Genomic DNA, 22,942 nt, shown 5'->3' on the forward strand with positions numbered 1-22,942 from the left:
CCCGTAGTTTGAGGAACATGTCTTTAGCTTGTTCTTTTGAGACAGCTACTTATCATCCTTTTTAGATGATTTTTTACATAAACTTTTTTGGATAAAGCAATGCAAACCTACTTTCCTAATGCCAGCAGAATGGTCTATGGCTGTATGGGGCTTGGCGGAGGCTGGAACAACAACCCGGTAACGTCTGGCGATGTCAGCAACACTCACGCCATCATCAACAAGGCTCTAGAGCTTAACATTAATGTGTTTGATCACGCCGATATTTATACTTTCGGAAAAGCCGAAAGCGTGTTTAGTCAGGTGTTAAAAGCAAATCCATCACTTAGAGAGCAGATGACTATTCAGTCTAAATGTGCCATACGCTTTGAAGATGAATTAGGCCCAAAACGTTACGACTTTTCAGCCAATTGGATAAACGCCTCTGTTGAGGGAATTCTATCGCGATTAAACATAGAGCAACTAGACGTACTGCTACTTCATCGCCCAGACCCTTTAATGGAACTGCATGAAGTGGCCAACTGCTTAGCCCAGTTACAGCAGCAAGGTAAGATAAAGCACATTGGCGTGTCGAATATGCACGGACACCAAATTGCTTTTTTACAATCAGCACTCTCAACTCCCATCGTTGCTAACCAACTGGAAATGAGCTTGGGCTTTAGAGATTGGTTAGAAGACGGTATTACCACTAACAGTGTGGCAAATAGAAATATTGGCTATGCTGCGGGCACACTCGAGCATTGCATGTTAAACAACGTTCAGCTTCAGGCTTGGGGTAGTATCGCGCAGGGTCGTTATACAGGTGCAGCAACATCTAGTGAAGCAGATAGGAATACTGCAGAGTTAGTGAAGCGTTTAGCCAGTGAATACCAAACCACGCCAGAAGCGATTGTGCTTGGCTGGTTAATGAGACACCCTGCCAACATACAGCCTGTGCTGGGCACAACTAACCTCTCACGATTAGAGGCGTGCAAAGAAGCTGAAAGCATTTCTTTATCCCGCGAACACTGGTACGCCCTTGTTGAAGCCGCACGAGGACAGGAAGTCCCCTAACGCGGGCTCATAACGCGTGCTTTTACAATACCGAAGCACACTTAACGGCACACAAAAGCACTAGACAAAGGATACTGCTATGCTGAATGGGTTTCATCATGTCGCTATTATTTGTAGCGACTACCCACGTTCAAAACATTTCTATACCGAAGTTTTAGGTTTTAAGATAATCGCTGAGAATTATCGAGAAGCCAGAGACTCGTACAAATGCGACCTCGCGCTTCCCGATGGTAGCCAAATAGAGCTGTTTTCGTTTCCCAGTGCGCCAACTCGCCCCTCTCGGCCTGAGGCGCAGGGACTGAGACATTTAGCCTTTAAGGTGAATAATTTAGATTCAACGATAAAAAAATTAGCGGAAAGTGGAGTTGAGTGTGAACCTGTTCGTGTAGATGAATATACCGGCAAACGCTTTACGTTCTTCCAAGACCCTGATGAATTACCGCTAGAGCTTTATGAACTATAGTTTTGAAGAGATATTTTTAAAGTTGGGCTTTTAGTCGGGATTGAGCCGAGGTTTCAATAGGTCTTATCAATCAAGGCTTAAGTAGTTTTGTAGTAGATAAAAAAGGCGCCAAATCAACATTTGGCGCCTATGTTTTTTAAAGCTCATGTCACTAAGTACAAGCTTCTACAATCAGGAGTTACTGTATTCAGACGCTTCTATTTCAGCTAATCGCTTTTGCGTTGGGTTTTTAACAAAGTTATACACCATACCAACAAACAAAATAGCGGCAAATGCTGTTGCTACCATAAACCCGTATTTTGCATCTCCACCATTGGCGTCGCTAACCAGACCCATTATAAACGGCCCAGCGGCGGCTCCCGCAGCAGTGAAAAATAATATTACTCCCGCGACACTGCCGTGCTGATTTTTGGGAAAACAGCTAATACCTTTAGAATTAAATGTGGGGTAAATAACCGACATGAAAATACCCGTTAGTGGGAATAGATAGAGCGCAACCTGTTTGCCTCCCATCAAGCCAAGGCCAAAACAAAGTACGATAGCTCCACTGAACAGCATAAGTACTAACGCCCAGTTAAAGTGAGACATCATCCAAATTCCAACAAAGCGACCTGCTGCACGCAGAATAAAGAACGCAGTGACAGAGTAGATGGCCAATGTTTGACTAAAACCTTGGGTGTAACAATCGTATGTTGCTCTCAATGTAGAGGCGTCACACACTAAGTAACTTGGCATCCAAACATAAATCGCACTTTCTGCCGCAACGTACAAAAACGCACCTACAGAAAAACCAAGCGCATATGGGTTTTTTACCAACGACAAACTTTGGATAACAGAAACTTTTTTTACTTCGTCACCTTGCTCGCGGGTATAGTTCGGATATTTCACGAACAATGCACCAACGATAAGTACCGTACATACACCACCTGCAATCACGTATAGCCACTGCCACGCAACACCTTGATGAATAAGATACGCAACAATTAAAGGGCCGATAATAGCGCCAACACCAAAGAAAGCCTCTGCACCATTCATGGTAGACGTGTGCTGTTTAGTCGACGACGATATATCACCAATAAGAGCAAGAGCGCCTGTTTTAAATACACCAACGGCAACACCAGACAAACTCATTAAACTCACTATCAGCATGAAATCGTCGGCAATTAAAAAGCTATAACACGCCACGCCAAATATGCCTAACCCCATAATAATAGTAGGTTTTCGGCCTATTTTATCAGCTAAAAAGCCTAGAAAAAGACCTGAGAGTGCTATGCCCAACATGGGAAGTGAGTGCATAAGACTTGCTTGTGCATTAGTGACAGAAAACGCCACCTTAACTTCTTTAATAATTTCACCTACAGAGTCTGATGTCATGGCGAACATCATAAACATTAGGTAAGTTAACCATCTTATGATTCTGCTATTTGGATCCTGATTGGACATAGTAAGTCTCGCAAAAATACCGCTATTAACGCCTATAATTAAGCCTGCTCATGTTATAACGCCATTTTCATCCATTAGTAATAGACTTTTTGACGAATACATACACAAGTTTATTTGATAAAATAACTTAATCGTTTAAGATAAAAGTTAACAGAATTTAAAATCGCTGTAAACTCGTTAATTATTATCTTTAGTTAAACGCAACAGAACAGTCGTAATTGCGTAACATATTGGAGCCACCTATGAGCTATGCTGCTGACGTGAATGTTTGTCTAGACCGCATCTTGGAATCAACCGATTTGTCAGGTTTGACGAAGAAAGACGCAACACTATTTACCAAACGTCTAGAAGCGCATTTCCCGTCGCTTTTTGAAAAGTATACTTACGTTTACGGCCACCAGTATGACTGCTATTACCATTTACAAAAACTGGTAGAAACGTTAAGAGATGGCATTAAGAAAAGAAAGCCAGCGCTTAAAAAACTTGATGAAAATCGTCTCAAATCACCGCTGTGGTACCGCGACGAGAATCAGGTGGGTTTAGCTTGCTATGTAGACTTAATGGGCCCAACCCTCAACGATTTACACAAGCGAATTCCTTACTACAAGGCTCTTGGGGTCACCTACCTTCACCTTATGCCTCTATACGACGCACCGGCTGGCGACAGCGACGGTGGATACGCGGTTTCTGATTACCGTAAGGTAAATCCTATTCTTGGGACCACGGAAGATCTTGAAAAGCTTGCAGACGCGCTACTTAAGGAAGGCATAAACTTAGTTCTAGATTTTGTATTTAATCATACTTCTGATGAGCACAGATGGGCAAAAGCTGCGTTAGAAGGTGAAAGGCAGTATCAGAATTACTATTACATGTACGATGACAGAACTATTCCTGACCAATACGAGCAAACCTTACGAGAGATATTTCCTCAAGTTCGCCGCGGCAGCTTTACGTTCAATGAGCAAATGCAAAAATGGGTTTGGACCACGTTTAATAGCTTTCAATGGGATTTAAATTACAGTAACCCTGAAGTGTTTAATGCCATAACTTCTGAAATGTTATTCCTCGCTAATATCGGGTCAGCCGCGCTTCGTCTCGACGCTTTGGCATTTATTTGGAAGGAAATGGGCACAAACTGTGAAAACCAGGAAAAAGCTCACGTATTAATTCAAGCATTTACCTGCTGCTTAGAGATCGCTGCTCCTGCGGTTGTGTTCAAGTCTGAGGCTATTGTTCACCCAGATGAAGTGAATAAGTACATTGGTAGCGACGAATGTAAGCTATCTTACAACCCGTTACTTATGGCGCTGTTATGGAATAGCTTGGCTACCAGAAAAACCCGATTATTAACTCGCTCTATGCAGAAAAGCTTTCCTATCGCAGACGACTGCACTTGGGTTAACTATGTGCGTTGCCACGACGATATTGGTTGGACGTTTGACGATAACGTAGCGCAAGAACTTGGCATTAATGGGCACGACCATCGCTTCTTCTTGAATCAATTCTTTACAGGTCGTTTTGAAGGCAGTTTCGCCAACGGTGTTCCATTTGCAGAAAATCCGTCAAACGGAGATTGTCGAGTCTGTGGTTCACTTGCATCGCTGTGTGGCCTTGAAAGCGCACTACAAAATGGCGATAGCAAAGGTGTTGAAGAGGCTGTTAGTCGTATGTTGCTACTTTACGGCATAACTTTTAGCATCGGTGGTATCCCGCTCCTCTATTCTAGCGACGAAATTGCCAAACTTAACGACTACAGCTATCGCAATGATGAAACCAAACAACACGATGACCGCTGGGTAAATAGAATTGCCGTTACGCCAGAAGATATTTCCCTCGCAATGGGAGAAGTTAATCGTGAGTTAAGTCAGCAAGAAGAAGCAAGCGTTAAAGTCTTTAACGGCCTTCAGCATATGTTAGAAATACGCAAGAGCAATGCTGTTTTTGGAAAGGCAAAAACCTTCATCTTAGAGGCAAGCAACCAACATTGTTTTGCTTTTTTAAGAGAAAACGAACACGGTGAAAAGCTACTAGTGTTGAGCAACTTCAGTGAATACCCTCAACAGGTAGATGGCGAAATATTAACAACGCTTGGCCGCAATCCGGGTGAAGATTTACTTTCTAGCGTACACTTCAAAGGCGACGAATCTGTAATTACACTGCGTCCATTCCAGCAACTATGGATTAAGGGCGCCTAATACATACAGAAAAAATGTGTTTGGCTTCTTTTTGCTTCTTTTGATACCAGAGTCAAAAGTAAGAGGCCAGGCGCAGAACTCCTCAACAAAACAACGTGCTAGACCGGTGAAACGCTGGTCTAGCATTCCCGTTCAGTTAGCGCATAAATTGCGTTACTTCTAATATCGAAACAATCAAAAACTCGTCGTAAATAATTGAAAATTACATTTCCAGCAAGTATTTAGCTTTTTTACTATTTTTTCAGGAAAAAAGAAGCATTCACGCTATACTTAAGTATAAAGCTGGCTTATTAAAAAACCGAATGAGCGGTGTAGCGTTTTTTTAAATAATGAGGTTTTGCTGGCTAGCTTAGAAGCACTAGTACTTCAATAGGACTTAAATTGGAAATCACGGCAAATGTGGGAATGGCGTGAAATATGGATATCATTATGGAGAAGGAAATTAAGATGCACGGCGAAAGCAGTCTTGAATACATATGTCCCCATTGCGGGGCAATAAACACATGTCAAATTGGTATACTTAAAGAAATGTATATCGAACAATTTGACGCTTGCGTTGGCTGTAAGAAGCATTTAAGCCTTACACCAGCAGACGGTATTGGCGGCAGAGTGAATCTTGTTATTGATGCAGTAGAATCGGACAATCGCTACAGATAGTAAAATTGATAAGTACAATCTGCGCTGCAAAGATCCGAGAAGTTAAAATTAAAAAACCGCCTAGTAGTGAGTGATACAGGCGGTTTTTTGTGTTGTCTTAGTTAGGCACTTAAATTAATTAGCAAAGAAATCCCGTCTCAACTCGCTATCGGTAAGAAACTTTCCGCCTAGTGCCGATGTTTTAGTGTACGAGTTCGTGTCTTTTATTCCCCGTGCCTTAACGCAATAATGAGTTGCATTAATCGACACCGCCACATCGTCTGTTCTCGCAAGCGTTTGAATAGCCACCAGCACCTGCTGAGTTAAGCGTTCCTGGACTTGCGGGCGCTGCGCAAAAAAGCTCACTAAGCGATTAATTTTAGACAATCCAATAACAGTGTCGTTAGGGATATAAGACACCGTAGCCGTTCCATCAATCGTCACAAAATGATGTTCACATGTACTGGTCAAACTGATATCTGAGACCTGAACAGGCTGGTCAATCTGCATTTTATTTTCAATCGCAGTAATCTTAGGAAACTTCCTATAGTCTAAGCCACCGAAAATCTCATTGACGTACATTTTGGCAATACGCTTTGGCGTATCACATAAACTGTCGTCCTCTAAATCTAGGCCAAGCGTTTCCATGATGTCTCGCATCGCACTTTCAATCCGCGTACGCTTTTGTTCATCACTAAGATTATTAGAAACCATAGGCGTCTCTAGCCCTTTAGTCTCTAGAACTTCTCGTACACGTCTTGCTGAATCAGATAGTGAGGGGTCTAGTGCATCGCGCACAATTACCGCTTCTTTTGCTAACATTGGATTATCCGTATTTGACTTCTTTTTTGAACTTTTACGCACATCAATGCGTTAGAGATCGATTAGGCAGTAAAATGACTTTTTTTTAATGTCATTGCCTTACAACATGAGATTGTCTCACAATCGTTATATCACTTTAATTTCAACATATTAGGAAACACCTTGATATCACCCATTTTAATTACAAGTGCCAGTCAACGACTGGGGTTAGCAATGGCAGACAGCTTGCTAGAAGAAGGGTATACCGTTGTCGTAACCTACAGAACGCTGCGACCCACTATCTCAACGCTCAAAGATAAAGGCGCTATCGTCTTACATGCAGATTTTAGCACTGAGACGGGTATTGATCGAGCAATTGATGATATTAAGGCGGTTAGTGAGAGCTACCGCGCGATTATTCATAATGCCTCAGACTGGGCCCAAGAAAAAGATCACGACAACAAGCATGATCTATTCAACCGCATGATGAATGTACACGCTCTAGCCCCTTACCGAATCAATTTAGCGCTATCGCAATCGTTATCATCGCAGGGTGGTTTTAGCGACATTATTCATATGACCGATTACGTGCAAGATACCGGCAGTGAAAAGCACATAGCCTACGCGGCGAGTAAAGCTGCGCTACAAAACCTAACGCTTTCTTTTGCCAAAAAGCTTGCCCCAAAAGTAAAGGTAAACAGCATTGCCCCCGCGTTATTGATGTTTAATGAAGGCGATGATGATGCATACAAAGAAAAGGCATTAAAGAAATCGTTGCTTGAAACCGTGCCCGGCGCCGAAGAGGCGGTAAAAGCAATGCATTACTTGTTGAACAGTGAGTACATCACTGGTCAGACGTTGCATTTAAACGGCGGAAGAAACCTAAAATAGCAAAGTCCAGATTCTTGCTCTACACGCCGACCGCCGGTGAAATATATCAATGAGAGTATTGGTAGGAATGTGTGCTGCCGGTATACTTGGCGTCTAACACCGTGACTTACTAACCGAGACATATTATGCAAGGCTCCCGCACTATGAAGCCTGAGTGGCATGACAGCGACGCTATCATGCTTGCTTGGCCTCACGCGCAAACAGATTGGTCTGAATGGCTAGAAGAAGCTAGAGAGACATATCTTAACGTAATCAGCGCAGTCAACCGATACAATGCTGGTGTAATTTTACTGTGCGCCCCTGCTGATGTTGATGATCTAAAAGCGCGTATTTCGCCATCGGCTAATGTCATGATTGTCGAGGCCGTATTCAACGATACCTGGATGCGCGATTACGGCTTTATCACCTGTACAGATAGCGAGGACAACGGCCATCCAACTGAATTTAGGTTTAATGGTTGGGGCAATAAATTCAACGCGCAAGACGATAACCTTGTTAATCAGCGCTATCTCGCCGCATTATGTCAGTCTGTCATGCGCAGCAGTCCTATCGTTGCTGAGGGCGGCGCACTTGAGATTAACGATGAAGGGCACTTATTATCTACGTCTCAATGTTTGCTAAACCCAGAGCGTAATGGTGACCTGTCGCTAGCGGCATACGAAGGCATTTTCTGCGAAATGCTTGGCGCCAGCAAAGTGACAATATTAGAACATGGTCACCTTGAGGGCGATGACACCGACGGTCATATCGACACGCTTGTACGATTTACCCCTGATACAGGCCTAGTTATTCAAGCCTGCGAAAATCGCCCAAACGACTCGCATTTCGATGCACTAAACGCCTTGTGTAATGAGTGCGCAGAGCGCTTGCCAGAATATCAGCAGTATCGACTACCGCTGCCATACATTGTAAGTGACGATGGCGATCGGCTTCCTGCATCTTACGCCAACTACCTTATTTGTAACGGCGCAATCTTGCTTCCCATTTATGGAGAGGATGAAGATAGAGAGGCGATTTCAGTTATTCAAAAAGCTTTTCCTACCTATATCGTTGAACCAATTGACTGTCGCGTACTCGTAAAGCAATACGGCAGTTTGCACTGTATCTCAATGCAAGTGCCAAAGAACACGCTAAAAAGTGTCATTATCGAAAACTTAAAAAAAGGAGTATCACTTTATGCCCCCAGCTAAGTTAAAAGTTGGCCTTGTACAACAGGCCGTAAGCGATAACGACAAAGCGACAAACTGGAATAAAAGTGCTGAACAAGTGGCCAAACTTGCCGCTGAAGGATGTGAGTGTATCTTGCTACAAGAGCTCCACAGTACACTGTATTTTTGTCAGCAAGAAGATACCGACGCTTTCGATTTAGCCGAACCTATTCCCGGCCCCGCAACCGAGTTTTTCGGTGAGCTGGCAGAGAAACACAATATTGTTTTAGTAACGTCACTTTTCGAAAAGCGAGGCTCTGGGCTTTATCACAACACTGCCGTTGTGTTTGATAGAAGTCGGGAAATTGCGGGCAAATATCGCAAAATGCATATACCCGACGACCCTGGCTTTTATGAGAAGTTCTACTTTACCCCTGGCGATACCGGCTTCACGCCAATACAAACCAGTATTGGTAAACTAGGCGTTTTAGTGTGCTGGGACCAGTGGTACCCAGAGGCGGCAAGACTGATGGCCATGGCTGGTGCTGACTTATTGTTTTACCCCACCGCAATTGGCTGGGATGTAAACGACACAGATGAAGAACGTACTCGTCAGCACGGCGCGTGGGAAACCATTCAGCGCGCTCATGCCGTCGCTAATTCCCTGCCTGTTATTGTAGCGAACAGGACAGGCTTCGAACCCTCGCCTAACCCTGCAGACCCAGGCATTCAGTTTTGGGGACAAAGCTTTATAACCGGAGCTCAAGGGGAAATACTGGCAAAGGCGGACGCCGACGGGGAGACCACACTTTCAGTTGAATTAGACATGTCGCGTACTGAAAACGTGAAACGTATTTGGCCATACTTTCGCGACCGTCGCATAGACGCTTACGATGATTTAACTAAGCGTTGGCGCGACTAGTAACAATTAGACACTCGTAGCTTGAAAGCTGTGACTAATGTGTCGGGTCAAAAGAGCTATGTCTAGTAAGCATTTCCCTAGGGCGTGTTGAACTTTGTTGTACGAGTTTTAGGCTAAATGTACAGCAAAGATCAACACGCCCCAGACATAGCTTACAATTATGCACTCTCAACATTCACTTTTATTGAATCACGTCCCGAATATAATACCGTCGTACATCATAAAAGCTTTGCGTTCATTTTTATCCAGCAAAGCCAGCATAACCTCATCATCAATATCTAACCCACCAGTAAATTGCCCGAACGCAGGCATAACAAACAGAGCTTGTGTGGCAACAAAGCACTTTCCCGAGTAGCGTCTGCGGGAAATTGAGGTACGCATTTTCGGATGAAAGTGACCAATAATTTGAGCCCTGCTCAACTCTTCATCGCCATTTTCAACAGCCAATACTTTTGGCTCATGGCGAAATACCACATCGTAAAGGCCCTGCTGATGCAAATGTATTTCTTCGCACGCATCACCAGGAATGCCGTCGGGCAAATCGGGGTCGTGGTTCCCCTCAACCCAGCTCCACTCATTTACCTGTAAAACCAGTTCACTTAAGCGCTCACGATCACTTGGTGTCATTCTAGACATACTGTATTTATCGTGAAAACTATCACCCAGGCTGATAACTCGCTTAGGTTGGTAGTCGTGAATAATGGCTTCGAGCCGCTTTAACGTTGCTTGTGAATCTAAACTGGGCAGCGGATTTCCATAACTGCGTAAATAGCTGCCTTTTTCCAAATGAAGGTCTGATACGACCAACCAGTCTAGCGATGGTAAGTAAGCCACTCCGCGGGCATCGAGTACCCACAGCAAGTTCGCAAACTTAGTGATACTCAATGTTCTTTTTGCTAACTGCTGCGTTAGCCAACTATCGCTAATTGCCAATTGATACCTATTTTTGTTGTGAAAGCAGTGCGCGCACATCCTCTAACATATTTTCTGCTTCTGCATAGAGATCGGCTTGTTCAATAATGGCCTGAGCCCCTGCACCTTTAATTTGCTCGCTGCGAACGTTTAGCACGATAGGGATCGCCATAGGCGAAACCTTTTCTAAATTGACCAAGGTGGCGTTATCCACATAGCGAATCAATAAATTCGCCAACCGCGTTAAGTCTAGTAGCTCTCGCTCTGCATCTTCCCTCGCCACTTTTAAAAGAATATGGTCGGGGTCGTGCTCTCGCAAGGTGTCATAAATTAAGTCAGTGGAAAACGTAACCTGCTTCATGGTTTTTTGACTTGCGTGGTATCGCTGCTCTGTAAGCCCACTCACTACCGCCACCTGCCTGAAAGACCGTTTAAGCATGGGTGCTTGCAGCATCCAATCTTCAAGCTCGTCGCCAAGTATATCAGGTTGAAAAAGGCGCTGTAGCTGTTGTTGCGTTATCGGGTTCACTGCGGCGATCGAAAGTCCGTAATCGGTAACGCTGAAACTGAGCGGTTTTATACTCATTTTTTCCATACGGCGGGTTAACAGCATTCCCAGCGTTTGATTGGCTTTTCTACCGTCAAAGGTATAGAAAAGCGTGTAATAAGCCTGTCTAAACGGAAACTGCTCTACCAGTACGCTATCAGGTTTAGGTAATTGGGAGAACGCCTCTTGAAGCGTTAGCCACTCCTGAACCTGCTTTGGCAAAGTTTTCCATTGGGAGGGCTTGGCTAAAATGGCTCTAACGCCGTCGGCTAAATAAGTAGAAAGAGGCATTTGACCGCCGCTATAACTCGGAATTTTTGGCTCTTTTGCTTTTGCGGGTTTTGCATGCAGCTGCATATCTCTTATTGCTTCGTACTTGAGCACTTCTCCGGCGAAGTAAAAAGTATCTCCTGGGGTAAGCTGCTGGGCAAAATACTCTTCTACTTCACCAATAATTTTTCCCTGATTACCACGCCGTATACGCTTCACTTTCAGACGACCCGACTCAACAATTGTGCCTATGTTTTGTCTATGGCGCTGTATTACTCGGCGATTGGCCGGCGAAAACGTACCGTCTTCATTCTTAGTCAGCCTTTGGTAACGCTCGTAGGCATTGAGAGCGCTGCCGCCATCAAGGGTAAACTGCCACAGTTTCTCGAAGTCGCTTCTATCCAACCCCTGATAAGGCGTAGCGTTAAGTATTTGGGCATATAATGTATCTGGAGTGTCGGCTTGGCTGCACAGGCAATTCAAAATAAACTGCGGAATAATATCAAGAGCCCCCGCATGTGGAGCATCACCGTCTAACTCACCTGCATTTATCGCTGTGATAGCAGCTTGGCATTCTAGTGCTTCAAAGCGGTTTGCAGGAACAAGTAATGCCTCACTGGGTTCATCAAGCCGGTGATTGGCGCGTCCGATTCGCTGTAACAGACGGCTCACACCCTTAGGTGCGCCTACCTGAATAACTTTGTCTACATCTCCCCAGTCTATACCAAGCTCAAGCGCAGATGTGCACACTACGGCACGGAGCAAACCGCTGGACATCATTGCTTCGGTTTTACGCCGCTGCTCTTTGCTCAAACTCCCGTGATAAAGCGCGATAGGGAGCGCTAATTTATTTGCCTCCCACAACATTTGAAACAATAGCTCAGACTGGGCGCGTGTATTGACAAAAACCAAGGTTGTGTTGGCTTTCTCTATCGCTTCATAGATATCATCAATAGCATAACGAGCCATGAAACCGCCAAAAGGCATGCGCGCTTTAGACTGAAGCATCTCAACTTTAGGCTTCTCTCCCGCTTTCACCTTTACAATATTGGCTTGGCTATCGTTACCTGCAAGCCAAGCTCCCAAGGTGTCAGGAAAGGCAACCGTTGCCGACAGCCCTATTCGCTTTAAGGCAGGTGACAGTATCGATAAACGCGCTAACGCAAGAGATAGGAAATCCCCTCTTTTATTAGCCATTAAGCTATGGGTTTCATCGATAATAACCCGCTTTAACTTGCCAAAAAGCTTATCTGAATCGGCATAGCTAAGCATTAGCATGAGGGATTCCGGCGTGGTCAGTAAAATATGAGGAGGCTTTTTACGCTGACGCTGGCGTTTGTGAGAAGGCGTGTCTCCTGTGCGCGTTTCGGCACTAATGTCCAGCCCCATTTCCTCGATAGGCTGCAGCAGGTTTCGGTGAATATCTTGGGTTAACGCCTTCAAAGGAGAGATATAGAGAGTATGTAAGCCGCTAAAGCCCGATGAAGTCGTTAACTCATACAGCTCTACTAAACTTGGTAAGAAACCAGACAAGGTTTTACCTGCTCCCGTGGGCGCAATAAGTAACGTGCAGTCGTGCTTGTCTTTTTCCACCAGCATAGTGCGTTGATAATCACGCAGTTGCCAGCCTTTCTTGTCAAACCACTCAGCAAACACTGGGGGAACGGATTTCATTTGTATCTCTTACCTAAATTTTTACTCGTTATACGCTCGCTAGCGACTAAGGTTTATTAACAAGGGGAACGATTAAGCCCTTGTCGTAACCGTATCGTCATCAAGGTGTCAATTTACTGTCAAGATAAGCCATTAGGGTAGAGCTACCAAACGACCTATTTGAGCATTTCAATGATTAAGGCCCCCCATTTCAGAAGTGTTTTTATCTCAGATACACACCTTGGCAACAAAGACTGCAAAGCAGACTTTCTACTTCATTTTTTAAACAACATGACCTGCGACACACTGTATTTAGTGGGTGATATTGTTGATATGTGGTCTATGAGCAAGCAATTTCGCTGGCCAGATGCGCATAACGAAGTTATCCATAAAATTATGCAGCTAAGTCATGACTCTACCAAGGTGGTTTTTTTACCTGGTAATCACGATGCACCATTACAAAAGTATTCTGGAATGCAGTTTGGGGATATTGAAATAAAACGCCAATATATTCATGAAACAGCGGCTAATAAACGCTACCTTGTGCTGCACGGAGATCAATGCGATCAAGACGTTACACTAGGTCGCTTTCATGCTTGGATAGGAGATAAAGCCTACGATGCCCTGCTGTTCGCTAATCGTTGGTTTAACTTAATCCGCCGCTGGAGAAAACAGAACTATTGGTCGCTTGCCGGCTACATTAAGCAGCGGGTTAAAGGGGCAAATAAAGCGATAGCGCGTTATAAAAACGCCACTACAAAGCGAGCCTTAGACCTTAAGTTAGACGGTGTAATCTGCGGCCATATCCATCACCCAGAGTCGGACATTGTTAATGGAATTCATTACGTGAACGACGGTGACTGGATAGAAAACTGCTCTGCGCTAGTTGAAGATAGTACCGGAAAGTTAGAGCTAATTGATTGGGTGGTTTATACCAAACAAGATACTGTATCTGAACTTGATTTTAGTCATCTAGACACAACCAATAAGGCAGCCTAATTCGCTCTTGAAAAAACTTAAGCGTTATCAGTACGAACGATATGCGGTACTTTGCAAGTTGGCGTACCCGAAAGAATTTGACTATGCCTCACTGGGCTTTTCGGCACAGCACCACCATGCTGTAACTGACGCCAGAGGCATTGTTGTAGCCAGAATTCTTTGCCGCCCTAACAAAAAAGAAGTCATTGTACTGTTTAGAGGAACCCAATCGTTGCGGGACTGGCTACTCAACTTTTGTATTTTTCCAAGTAAAGCAAAAGGTCAATTTGCAGATAAATCTGCGCACAATGGGTTTGTGCACTTTGGCTATCAATTTTTGCTTAATCAGAGAAGCCAATCTGTTTCTACTGATCCAACCGGGAAAAATACAAAGCCCAAAAACCTCAGTATTTATGAGGACATTGAAACTAAATTAGCGCCTCTTATTGAGGCGGGAAAGCGCATTACTCTAACCGGGCATTCGTCTGGTGGCGCAATGGCCGTGTTAGCTGCACAACGTTTGGAGCTAAAATTCCCAAAATCGGTGCGCCGTGTTGTTACATTTGGACAGCCCTCAACCAGTTACTTGCGTTATTACAAGCACTACTTACTTCACCACCGTACGTTTCGAGTGTGCTGCGACTTAGATATAGTGACATTTCTGCCGCCCATCCCCGGTCTGTTTAAGCATGTCGGGCGCTCGCTCTGGCTTCACAACGAACGGGTTTACGATAACGCCAAACCTATTTGGCGACTATATCGCGTTCTATCCCAGTGGCTAATTTCGCCCATCTCTTACCACTACATGCATAAATACATTCGTAATAAAGACTTTTTTGATAAGCACTAAGCGCACTTGCGAAAGTGGTCGCTTTGCCCCAATTTTACCGTATGTAGATTTAATAGAAATTTTAAAAGGGTAGCTATCTGTGCATCCGTCTACATGGCTAAAAACTGATAACACTGGTTTATTCTGTGAACCTGGAGGGTTTTATATCGACCCTATGACAGAAGTGACTACGGCGTTAGTAACTCACGGCCATGCGGATCATGCTAGGGCTGGACACCACTGTGTTTACGCAAGTAAAGAAACTCTCGCCATTATGCAAACTCGCTACGGCGAGGATATGGCTAAGCACCAACATACCGTTACATTGGGCGAGACAATCACGTTTACCGACGTGTCTGTGACTTTTTACCCTGCCGGCCATATTTTAGGCTCCACGCAAATTTTGCTTGAATATAAAGGGTTTCGGGTTGTGGTTTCTGGTGATTATAAACGGCGGCACGACCCAACATGCCCACCGTTCAAAGTAGTGCCATGCGATGTTTTGATAACAGAGGCCACATTTGGCCTTCCTGTTTTCAAACACCCTCCGATTGAGAACGAAATAGATAAGCTTTTACATTCACTCAGAGTGTTTCCCGAGCGTTGCCACCTTGTAGGCGCCTATGCCTTAGGTAAATGCCAGCGTCTCATAATTGCCTTGCGAGACGCTGGATATCACAAACCCATATATTTGCATGGAGCACAGCTAAAACTTTGCGACCTGTATCAGCAATTTAATATTGATCTTGGAGAGTTAATTCCTGTTTCTGAGGTGGGTGATAAAAAAACACTAGCGGGAGAGATAGTTATTGCGCCACCTTCAGCATTGTCAGATAGATGGTCGAGAAGCCTTCCAAATGTTCGCACAGTAATGGCTTCGGGATGGATGCAGATACGCGCTAGAGCGAAACAGCGCAATGCTGAACTACCGCTTATTATTTCCGATCATTGCGACTGGCCCGAACTACTTATGACGATAGAGCAGGTAAATCCTAAAGAAGTGTGGGTTACCCATGGAAGAGAAGACGCACTGATGTATCAGGCAGAGAAAATGGGATACAAAGCTCGCGCGCTTTCACTCGTAGGCTACGACGAGGAAGAACAGGGAGGAGATTAATGGAGGCGTTTAGTGATTTACTTGAACAGCTTTACTACACCGCGGGAAATAAAGCGAAGGCCCAGCTAATAGCAGACTATATTGCCAATACACCAGATCCTGACAGAGGATGGGCTATTGCGGCTATGGCGGGAACACTTCGTTTTGATTTTTTTAAACGAAATACGGTGAAAAAACTTATTGCTGAGCACACCGACCCACAGCTGTTTGCGATGAGTTACGACTATGTTGGCGAAGTAAGTGAGACCGTGGCACACCTTTGGCCACATAGTGAGGCAGTTTCTCCGCTGCCGTCTCTTCATAGCATTGTTGATACCTTCGCCAACGTTGCTAAACAACAGGTATCAAAAACCCTCGCTGATTATTTAACGATGATGATGCCGTCGCAGCGCTGGGCCTTACTAAAGCTAGGTACTCGAGGATTACGCATAGGTGTATCTGCACGTTCAATAAAACAGATATTGGCTGATTACGGAAACAAAGATATCAAAGAGATAGAAACTCTCTGGCATGCAGTTACGCCTCCCTATACGCAGCTGTTGCAATGGTTAGAGGGAAAAGCCGATAAGCCTGATATTGAAAATGCGGTTACCTTTCACCCTGTAATGCTGTCACACCCCATAGAGGAAAGCGATATTGACGGCTTTGAGCCAAGCATGTGGCAAATTGAAAATAAATACGACGGTATTCGTGTCCAGCTTGCGGTAAACACAGAGAAAACCATACAAAAAATACCTAGCGACAACACAGAGGAAAGCGACATCGAAAAAGCGCTGTTTTCTCGAACCGGCGATGACATTAGCCATTCTTTTCCCGACTTGCTAGAACACATGCAAGGCAACATGGTGTTAGATGGCGAGTTACTGGTAATTCAAAATGAGAGTGAAGAAGCAAAGGAATCAACCGCATCAATTGCCCCCCCTAAAGTCGATACCTTTAACGCACTGCAACAAAGGTTGAATAAGAAGAAACCTGCAAAGTCTTTAATGCAGTCCAACCCAGTAGGACTCATTGTATACGATGCGTTAGTTTTGGAAGGTGAACAGTTAACCTCACTCACATTACAAGAGCGTCGTAAAAAATTAGCCGCTTGGATTGAACATAAAAAGATACCTCGGGTATTTTTATCCAACACGCTTGAAGCCTCATCGCCACAAGAGCTGAGACAATTACACCGCCGCGTTTGCGCTAACCGATCAGTTGAAGGTCTTATGCTTAAACGCCTTGATAGCACCTACGTGCCGGGACGCCCCAAAGGCAAATGGTTTAAGTGGAAGCGCGACCCGCTTGTAGTCGACGCGGTGATTATGTATGCGCAGCGAGGCCATGGAAAACGCTCAAGCTTTTATTCAGACTTCACGTTTGGAGCATGGCAAGGAGAGCAGCTTTTGCCCATAGGCAAAGCCTATTCGGGTTTTACCGATGAAGAGCTTAAGAAATTAGATAACTGGGTAAGGCGCAACGCTATCGGTCGCTTTGGACCCGTTCGGGAAGTAAAGAAAGAGCTGGTTTTCGAAGTAGCTTTTGACGCGGTTCATCCTTCAAACCGCCACAAGTCGGGCGTCGCCCTTCGTTTTCCTCGTATTCACCGCATTCGCTGGGACAAACCAGCGAATGAGGCGGACACACTGGAAGCGCTCAAACAGCTTATTGAGCGCTAACCATGAGATATTGGTTAAAGCCTATTTGGCAATATCCTGCTGGGTAGGCAGTGCGCTAAACGCGCCATACTGAGTTACTGTATAAGCCCCGCAGCGAATTGCAAATTCAGTGGCCTCGCTCACATTTTCAAAGCTGCTTGCCCACGCATCAAATTCATCTGTGCTTTTGACTTTCGTTGAAAGGTAATAAAGAAAGCCACCAATAAATGAATCGCCTGCTGCCGTAGTGTCTTTCACATCCATTTTAGGAGACGCTAACGTACCACTGAATGCCTGAGTGATATAGTGGATAGGTTCGCCACCATCTGTGACTAGAACCACTTTAACGCCGCTTTCTAACCACTCCTGCACTTTCGCGTCTGCGTTTTCTTCTCCATAAAGTTCAGCAAGTTCTTCGCGACTTGCTTTCAAAATGGATACCCGCTGTGCTGCGCTATCTATTCTTGCTGGTGCATTCGCGGTGTCATCCCAAAATGCAGGGCGATAATTAATGTCTAAACACACCATCATTCCCTTCTGCTGTGCTTTATCGAGAATAAATTCTGTGCCGGGAATCAGTTCTGGACCAGCCAAGGAGCCTGAGCAAAAATGTAGAACCGTATCTTTTTCACAGTCAATTGTGGCTAAGTCCTGCTCGGTGATGTGCTTGTGCGCTGCATTATCTACATAAAAATCAAAAGAACGCTCACCATCTTCATCTAAATTTACAAAGGCTAAAGCTGTATTACCTTCGCTTGTAGACCACACGAAGTCAGTATTAACTTTATAATGCGCTAACATCTCTTTTAAAAATGCACCAAAGGTGTCATCGCCTACCTTTGATACCATGGCGCTATTTCCACCAAGCTGAGATACGGCAACAGCCACGTTAGCTGGCGCACCGCCCGCATAAGGTTGGAATGGTTTCATTGCCGGTATGTCGCCGTCTTTTGGCGCCGCACCTTGGCTTAACATATCGATAAGTACTTCACCTAAACATAATATTTTCATACCAGCTCCACTGTATTTTGAGTATTACCAACCGTAGCGCAAATTTTAAATTTTTACACTGGGTTAATAGATCGTTAATTGACTATAGTATCATCTTTCCATTGCATTAAATCAACCAGATTGATTTAATGCATGAAAAATTTATACTTTGGTTGATGATCTAATAACCAGATTTAAAGCCGTAACAGGGTTTCAATCTCAACGGTAAGCAGGAGTTGGCAAAATAACAATGGCAATACATTTAGCGGATAGCCGCTCTGACAATGAACGCGCAATCATTGCGCTCATTAATAAACATGGCGAGCTACCAAAAACAGAAATAGCTGAATTAACTGGCCTATCAGCACAATCTGCTACCGTTATTATTAAGAAGCTCGAAAGCGATGGGCTGGTAAAACGGAATGCGCCTATCAAAGGAAATGTGGGGCAACCCAAAGTACCATTCAGCCTAAATGTCGATGGCGCACTCAGCCTTGGCCTTAAAGTGGGAAGGCGCAGTTACGATATGACTCTTCTCGATTTATGCGGCAACGTTAGGGCCACTATTAGCGAAAAAGTGGCCTATCCTACTGTTGATGGGCTCTTATCTTTTTCTGAGCGTGCAGTAAACGCTTTGTTAAAGCAGGTTACGGTTGAACAAAAGACGCGATTACGCGGGCTGGGTGTTGCTATGCCGTTTGAAATTTGGACATGGGCTGAAGAAGCCGCGGCTCCATTAGCAGTACTAGAACAATGGAAGCAATTCGATCCAAAATCAGCATTAGAAGCGCTGCTCTCACTACCTGTTATTATCTGTAACGATGCCGCAGCGGCCTGTAGCGCGGAGATGTCATTTGGTAATCCAAAGGGGTTCACTCACTTTCTCTATTTATTTGTGGGAACATTCTTAGGTGGCGGACTAGTTATTAACAACGCCCCCTATTTAGGTAAAGCCGGCAATGCTGGTGCCGTAGGTTCTCTGCCATTTTTTAACGGCAAGAACGAGCATCAACTCCTTGCCCAGTCGTCACTCTTTGTGTTGGAAAATACACTCAATCAAAACGGCATAAATGGAAAGCAAATTTACGATATACACGGACACTGGAATTTTGATGAAATCTATATCGCAAATTGGGTAAAAGCTACTGCAAAGGGGCTTGCCTTTGCTGCCCAGTGCGCTGCAGGGTTACTGGATATAGAAGGCGTGATTATTGATGGTGCGTTGCCAGAACCTGTTAAATCCCTGTTAGTTGAAGAAACTCGTCGCGCGCTGTCTCAACGGGATATGCGAGGCATTGCTTCACCCACTATCACAGAGGGTAAAGTAGGTGCGAGGGCGCAGTCTATTGGAAGCGCCAATCTTCCTTTGGTGGCAAATTATTACTAAGGCGTGAAATCGTTCTAGCGGACATTGGAATGTCACACGCCGCCTTTAGCCTAACTCGCTTTTGAGTTGACAGGCTGAAATATCGAGTAGGGTGAGGCTTGCGCCTCATCCCTCTCACAGAACCGTACGTACGGGCCTCGTATACGGCTCCTGCATACTTCATATCACTTGCTAAGTGACACAATGCTAATTTGCAATCTAGTATCGTGCGCCCTATGGACATCGTTCATTTTCTAACATTGTGGTAACTTTCATTGCAGGGTTTGGCGTTCTAGCACTGAGGCAATCTACCAAATTTGACTACAATTACTTCCCATATACGGCCTGTCTCACCAGACATCACTATTCCTAGCGCACCGATTCGACTTGTCCCGCTGATCTGGCGGCTTGTGTATCAATGATAAAAAAACTCACAACTCATCAGAGTCTTAAAGTCTGCTTCCCCCCTTCGCAATCCATTTAAGCTTTTGGCTAAAATAGATCCTATCAAACACAATGCTGATAGTCGGCTTGGTTTTACCCTCCACACCATTACTGGCTTTCATCGGCCTAGCCTTACTCACTACTACGGGTTCATCTGCCACCTCACACTCGCAACATTCTTGGATCACTCCTTGAACGATACGTCCAACCATTTGATTGGATCTAATGCCAGGCTTCCCCAGTTACTGCACTGGCTCCCTGTTAGAAATTCCACCCTCAAACACAAAACAGGACTGACTGAGTATCGGGCTTCGCGCTATTTTGCACGCTTACCCTCCTGTCTTGCCGAATCAGGTTCACTTGCGTTGTGTACCTCTAACTTCCTATGGCTTGCTTCGGGCCGGCCCCCGGAGACCCTGCCGTTGGCCAACAACGCCCTTGCCATTCGGATTATCTTCCCCTCAGTCAGGGTGATTCAGGTTTCTTTCAACCTGACGGGTTTGCCAGCTTCGCTGGGCAAACAAAAAACGCCCCTCGGGGCGTTTTCTAATGCTAAAGCTTTGCTAACTTTTTAAGTTTTTATCGAGGAAGTCTATCAAACCTTGATACAGTTCTCTTCTGTCTTCTTCATCAAAAACACCGTGACCGGCCTGAGAATATTGTAAATACTCTGGCGGGTTGCCGGCTTTTATTAGTGCTTCAGACAACGCTTCTGAGTTAATCTCTGGTACGCGTCTATCTTTTGAGCCATGAATAAGCATCACTTTCGCTTTAATTTTATCCACGTGATACAGCGGAGAATACGCTTTTAATTGCGCTTTATCGTTGCCTAGCACACGTTGCAAATACGCTTTTCCACCCCAGTTGTTGGGAATGTCACTTTCTGTAAACATGTACTCTAGGTCGTAAATTCCTACGTAACCTACCGTACAGTTGTATAAGTCAGGCTCTTTTACTACAGACATAAGCGCCGCGTAGCCACCGTAGCTAGCTCCGTATGCGCAAACATTGTCGCCATCGACTAACTGCTGGTCTATCGCCCATTTAACGGAGTCATTGATGTCATCAATCATTTTTCCGCCCCATTCGCGATAGCCTAACTTCTTGTATCTTTCGCCATAGCCGTCACTGCCTCTAAAATTAACCTGTAGTACGGCATAACCTCGGCTTGCAAGTAACTGAACTTCACTATTGTAATCCCAAAAATCTCGCGTTCCACTTTGATGCGGCCCACCGTGGATCACCACCACCAAAGGGGGTTTGTTCTCAGGTGAACTCTCTTTTCCCTGTGTTTTCGGAAGGGTGAGATAACCTTTGATAATTTCGCCATCTGAGGCTGTGACATTTATTGGCTTCACGGGCGCGAGAAGACGTGGATCTATCCAAGAGCTATTAGCCCATATAAATTGGGCGGCAAGGGTTTCGCTGTCAAATAGATAGTACTCTCCGGGGTTTACGTCACTTCTTACATGCACTAGTAGCGTTTTCCAATCTCTGGTATGACTGGCGATAGTAACGGTTTGTTCACCAAATGCGTCAACCAGCGCTTTGTGGATTTCACTAGCGCGGGTAGCATCTTGTGCGTAAACATATTCAGATGTACCTGGATATGTAATGCCCACAGCCGGCAAGCCCTGTTTGTCGAATACCACCTGCTCGATATCTGTATTGTGCGACTGAAAAATTTCGCTCGATTCGCCGGTTTCTAGGTTAAGCTTAAAATAGGTATAAATACCTTCTTCACCAGTAAAGCCCGTCATGTAAACGTACTTTTCATCTTCGCTTAAACCGCGGGGGATCATATCCTCTGCTACGCTAAACACGTCTTCGAGATTCTTCCACTCGCTGTCATTGTTTTCTCTGTATGCAGCGTGATAATTTCCCGTTTCATCTTGCCAACGCATAAAAATAACTTGGCCATTTTTCGTTGCCAAAGGACGGCTACGTTTGTGGGGAAGAACATCTACTTTCCTTTTTCTCCCCGACGTTATGTTGAGTTTGCTGATAATTGCTGGCCTCACCCGATTGTTGTAGTAGGTGTTACCCTCTTTATCCCAAGGATATTCAGCAATTAGAATATACCTGTCGTCATTCTCTAACAGACTGATAACGTCTTGGCTGGCGAGTGAATCGTCTTTATTAGTAATTCGACTCCCAGTTTGCTCATCACTTGCTCTGTAACCATAAAGCATTTCTCTTTTGCTGCCGTCGAAATTCATAGCGAAGAGTTCGCCAGTAGGTACGGGTCTATCAAAAGAAAATTGCTTTTCCGCATATTCAAAAACAAGACGCTCATTATTGACCCAAGTAACGCTGTGAATAATGTCGTTATTTTGAGGTCGCACTCCGCCTACAATTTTCATATCACCAGTAGAAAGAACACCAAGCACAACCTTGTTATCTAGACGAACTCGAGCAGCGAGATGTTTTCCATCTGGAGAAAGTTGCAGATCGAGATAATCACCATGCTTGATGAAGTAATCCAGAGGGAGTTTATCGCTTGCAGATGTGGATGAAGAAATGAATAGAGAATAAACAGCCAGCATGGCCAGAAAAATCCGTTTCATATATGTCCTTTTAACTATTTTTTAAGGCGTAGGCGGGTAAACCTACATTACCAATAGAGGTTTTTCAACAGTGCGAACAA

At 44.6% G+C, this 22,942-nt stretch carries 20 protein-coding genes; 13 read left to right on the forward strand and 7 right to left on the reverse strand.

Features of this window, described 5'->3' with window-relative positions:
- The first annotated feature begins 99 nt into the window (after nt 1–99).
- Nucleotides 100–1,050, forward strand: coding sequence for an aldo/keto reductase (locus CW735_RS17855; protein WP_100973052.1), 951 nt, complete (start codon nt 100–102; stop codon nt 1,048–1,050).
- Between the two features lie 79 nt (nt 1,051–1,129).
- Nucleotides 1,130–1,513, forward strand: coding sequence for an SMU1112c/YaeR family gloxylase I-like metalloprotein (gloA2, locus tag CW735_RS17860; RefSeq protein ID WP_071980832.1), 384 nt, complete (start codon nt 1,130–1,132; stop codon nt 1,511–1,513).
- 171 nt (nt 1,514–1,684) lie between these two features.
- Here the strand turns inward: gloA2 and CW735_RS17865 are convergent, their stop codons facing one another.
- A complete protein-coding gene (locus tag CW735_RS17865) occupies nt 1,685–2,905 on the reverse strand; it encodes an MFS transporter (RefSeq protein WP_083595329.1) in 1,221 nt (406 codons plus the stop codon).
- Nucleotides 2,906–3,198: 293 nt separating this feature from the next.
- Between CW735_RS17865 and CW735_RS17870 the strand changes: the two genes are divergently transcribed.
- Nucleotides 3,199–5,151 (forward strand): alpha-amylase family glycosyl hydrolase, encoded by a 1,953-nt coding sequence (locus CW735_RS17870; RefSeq protein WP_071980834.1) that lies wholly within the window; start codon nt 3,199–3,201, stop codon nt 5,149–5,151.
- A 417-nt stretch (nt 5,152–5,568) separates the two neighbouring features.
- On the forward strand, nt 5,569–5,808 hold the full coding sequence (locus CW735_RS17875; RefSeq protein ID WP_071980835.1) for a hypothetical protein: 240 nt from the start codon (nt 5,569–5,571) through the stop codon (nt 5,806–5,808).
- A 114-nt stretch (nt 5,809–5,922) separates the two neighbouring features.
- Here CW735_RS17875 and folE read toward each other — a convergent pair whose 3' ends face one another.
- Complete coding sequence (folE, locus tag CW735_RS17880) at nt 5,923–6,609, reverse strand: GTP cyclohydrolase I FolE (RefSeq protein ID WP_071980836.1); 687 nt, start codon at nt 6,607–6,609, stop codon at nt 5,923–5,925.
- A 162-nt stretch (nt 6,610–6,771) separates the two neighbouring features.
- Here folE and folM point away from each other — a divergent pair, with 162 nt between their 5' ends.
- From folM to CW735_RS17895, 3 genes are all read left to right on the forward strand, one after another.
- Nucleotides 6,772–7,479: a dihydromonapterin reductase gene (gene folM, locus CW735_RS17885; RefSeq protein ID WP_100973053.1), complete on the forward strand. Its 708-nt coding sequence runs from the start codon at nt 6,772–6,774 to the stop codon at nt 7,477–7,479.
- Between the two features lie 125 nt (nt 7,480–7,604).
- Nucleotides 7,605–8,669 carry an agmatine deiminase family protein gene (locus tag CW735_RS17890; protein WP_071980838.1) on the forward strand — a complete coding sequence of 355 codons (1,065 nt, stop codon included), beginning with the start codon at nt 7,605–7,607 and terminating at the stop codon, nt 8,667–8,669.
- Nucleotides 8,656–9,549 (forward strand): carbon-nitrogen hydrolase, encoded by an 894-nt coding sequence (locus CW735_RS17895; RefSeq protein ID WP_100973054.1) that lies wholly within the window; start codon nt 8,656–8,658, stop codon nt 9,547–9,549. The genes CW735_RS17890 and CW735_RS17895 overlap by 14 nt, the downstream gene beginning before the upstream one ends.
- 189 nt (nt 9,550–9,738) lie before the next feature.
- Here CW735_RS17895 and pdeM read toward each other — a convergent pair whose 3' ends face one another.
- Nucleotides 9,739–10,482: a ligase-associated DNA damage response endonuclease PdeM gene (gene pdeM / locus CW735_RS17900; protein ID WP_071980840.1), complete on the reverse strand. Its 744-nt coding sequence runs from the start codon at nt 10,480–10,482 to the stop codon at nt 9,739–9,741.
- A gap of 7 nt (nt 10,483–10,489) precedes the next feature.
- Nucleotides 10,490–12,952, reverse strand: coding sequence for a ligase-associated DNA damage response DEXH box helicase (locus tag CW735_RS17905; protein ID WP_100973055.1), 2,463 nt, complete (start codon nt 12,950–12,952; stop codon nt 10,490–10,492).
- A gap of 174 nt (nt 12,953–13,126) precedes the next feature.
- On the opposite strand from CW735_RS17905, the gene CW735_RS17910 reads away from it, so the two are divergent.
- From CW735_RS17910 to CW735_RS17925, 4 genes are all read left to right on the forward strand, one after another.
- Complete coding sequence (locus CW735_RS17910; RefSeq protein ID WP_198521017.1) at nt 13,127–13,930, forward strand: UDP-2,3-diacylglucosamine diphosphatase; 804 nt, start codon at nt 13,127–13,129, stop codon at nt 13,928–13,930.
- Between the two features lie 7 nt (nt 13,931–13,937).
- Nucleotides 13,938–14,759, forward strand: a complete 822-nt coding sequence (locus tag CW735_RS17915; RefSeq protein WP_071980842.1) for a lipase family protein — start codon at nt 13,938–13,940, stop codon at nt 14,757–14,759.
- Between the two features lie 79 nt (nt 14,760–14,838).
- The gene (locus CW735_RS17920; protein ID WP_071980843.1) at nt 14,839–15,855 is read left to right on the forward strand and encodes a ligase-associated DNA damage response exonuclease; all 1,017 of its coding nucleotides are present in this window, start codon (nt 14,839–14,841) and stop codon (nt 15,853–15,855) included.
- On the forward strand, nt 15,855–17,516 hold the full coding sequence (locus CW735_RS17925) for a cisplatin damage response ATP-dependent DNA ligase (RefSeq protein ID WP_100973057.1): 1,662 nt from the start codon (nt 15,855–15,857) through the stop codon (nt 17,514–17,516). Before CW735_RS17920 ends, CW735_RS17925 begins: the two co-directional genes overlap by 1 nt.
- A 21-nt stretch (nt 17,517–17,537) precedes the next feature.
- Here CW735_RS17925 and CW735_RS17930 read toward each other — a convergent pair whose 3' ends face one another.
- Complete coding sequence (locus tag CW735_RS17930) at nt 17,538–18,506, reverse strand: carbohydrate kinase family protein (RefSeq protein WP_071980845.1); 969 nt, start codon at nt 18,504–18,506, stop codon at nt 17,538–17,540.
- A gap of 229 nt (nt 18,507–18,735) precedes the next feature.
- Here CW735_RS17930 and CW735_RS17935 point away from each other — a divergent pair, with 229 nt between their 5' ends.
- The gene (locus CW735_RS17935) at nt 18,736–19,872 is read left to right on the forward strand and encodes an ROK family transcriptional regulator (protein ID WP_071980846.1); all 1,137 of its coding nucleotides are present in this window, start codon (nt 18,736–18,738) and stop codon (nt 19,870–19,872) included.
- A gap of 428 nt (nt 19,873–20,300) precedes the next feature.
- Here the strand turns inward: CW735_RS17935 and CW735_RS17940 are convergent, their stop codons facing one another.
- On the reverse strand, nt 20,301–20,507 hold the full coding sequence (locus CW735_RS17940) for a hypothetical protein (RefSeq protein WP_015068459.1): 207 nt from the start codon (nt 20,505–20,507) through the stop codon (nt 20,301–20,303).
- Between CW735_RS17940 and CW735_RS19660 the strand changes: the two genes are divergently transcribed.
- Complete coding sequence (locus CW735_RS19660; RefSeq protein ID WP_157812723.1) at nt 20,508–20,870, forward strand: hypothetical protein; 363 nt, start codon at nt 20,508–20,510, stop codon at nt 20,868–20,870.
- Here the strand turns inward: CW735_RS19660 and CW735_RS17945 are convergent.
- Nucleotides 20,859–22,862: an alpha/beta hydrolase family protein gene (locus tag CW735_RS17945; RefSeq protein WP_232230519.1), complete on the reverse strand. Its 2,004-nt coding sequence runs from the start codon at nt 22,860–22,862 to the stop codon at nt 20,859–20,861. The genes CW735_RS19660 and CW735_RS17945 overlap by 12 nt on opposite strands.
- Nucleotides 22,863–22,942: the final 80 nt, after the last annotated feature.

It is taken from the genome of Alteromonas sp. MB-3u-76 (genome assembly GCF_002831605.1).
GTDB lineage: Bacteria > Pseudomonadota > Gammaproteobacteria > Enterobacterales > Alteromonadaceae > Alteromonas > Alteromonas hispanica.

What these genes read in the sequence shown, in the direction of transcription:
- CW735_RS17925 (WP_100973057.1), top strand. Translation starts at nt 15,855, where the DNA reads ATGGAGGCGTTTAGTGATTTACTTGAACAGCTTTACTACACCGCGGGA.
- CW735_RS17875 (WP_071980835.1), top strand. Translation starts at nt 5,569, where the DNA reads ATGGATATCATTATGGAGAAGGAAATTAAGATGCACGGCGAAAGCAGT.
- CW735_RS17935 (WP_071980846.1), top strand. Translation starts at nt 18,736, where the DNA reads ATGGCAATACATTTAGCGGATAGCCGCTCTGACAATGAACGCGCAATC.
- CW735_RS17895 (WP_100973054.1), top strand. Translation starts at nt 8,656, where the DNA reads ATGCCCCCAGCTAAGTTAAAAGTTGGCCTTGTACAACAGGCCGTAAGC.
- CW735_RS17945 (WP_232230519.1), bottom strand. Translation starts at nt 22,862, where the DNA reads ATGAAACGGATTTTTCTGGCCATGCTGGCTGTTTATTCTCTATTCATT.
- CW735_RS17905 (WP_100973055.1), bottom strand. Translation starts at nt 12,952, where the DNA reads ATGAAATCCGTTCCCCCAGTGTTTGCTGAGTGGTTTGACAAGAAAGGC.
- folE (WP_071980836.1), bottom strand. Translation starts at nt 6,609, where the DNA reads ATGTTAGCAAAAGAAGCGGTAATTGTGCGCGATGCACTAGACCCCTCA.
- CW735_RS17940 (WP_015068459.1), bottom strand. Translation starts at nt 20,507, where the DNA reads ATGGTTGGACGTATCGTTCAAGGAGTGATCCAAGAATGTTGCGAGTGT.
- CW735_RS17865 (WP_083595329.1), bottom strand. Translation starts at nt 2,905, where the DNA reads ATGTTTATGATGTTCGCCATGACATCAGACTCTGTAGGTGAAATTATT.
- CW735_RS17870 (WP_071980834.1), top strand. Translation starts at nt 3,199, where the DNA reads ATGAGCTATGCTGCTGACGTGAATGTTTGTCTAGACCGCATCTTGGAA.
- CW735_RS17890 (WP_071980838.1), top strand. Translation starts at nt 7,605, where the DNA reads ATGCAAGGCTCCCGCACTATGAAGCCTGAGTGGCATGACAGCGACGCT.
- CW735_RS17930 (WP_071980845.1), bottom strand. Translation starts at nt 18,506, where the DNA reads ATGAAAATATTATGTTTAGGTGAAGTACTTATCGATATGTTAAGCCAA.
- gloA2 (WP_071980832.1), top strand. Translation starts at nt 1,130, where the DNA reads ATGCTGAATGGGTTTCATCATGTCGCTATTATTTGTAGCGACTACCCA.
- CW735_RS17855 (WP_100973052.1), top strand. Translation starts at nt 100, where the DNA reads ATGCAAACCTACTTTCCTAATGCCAGCAGAATGGTCTATGGCTGTATG.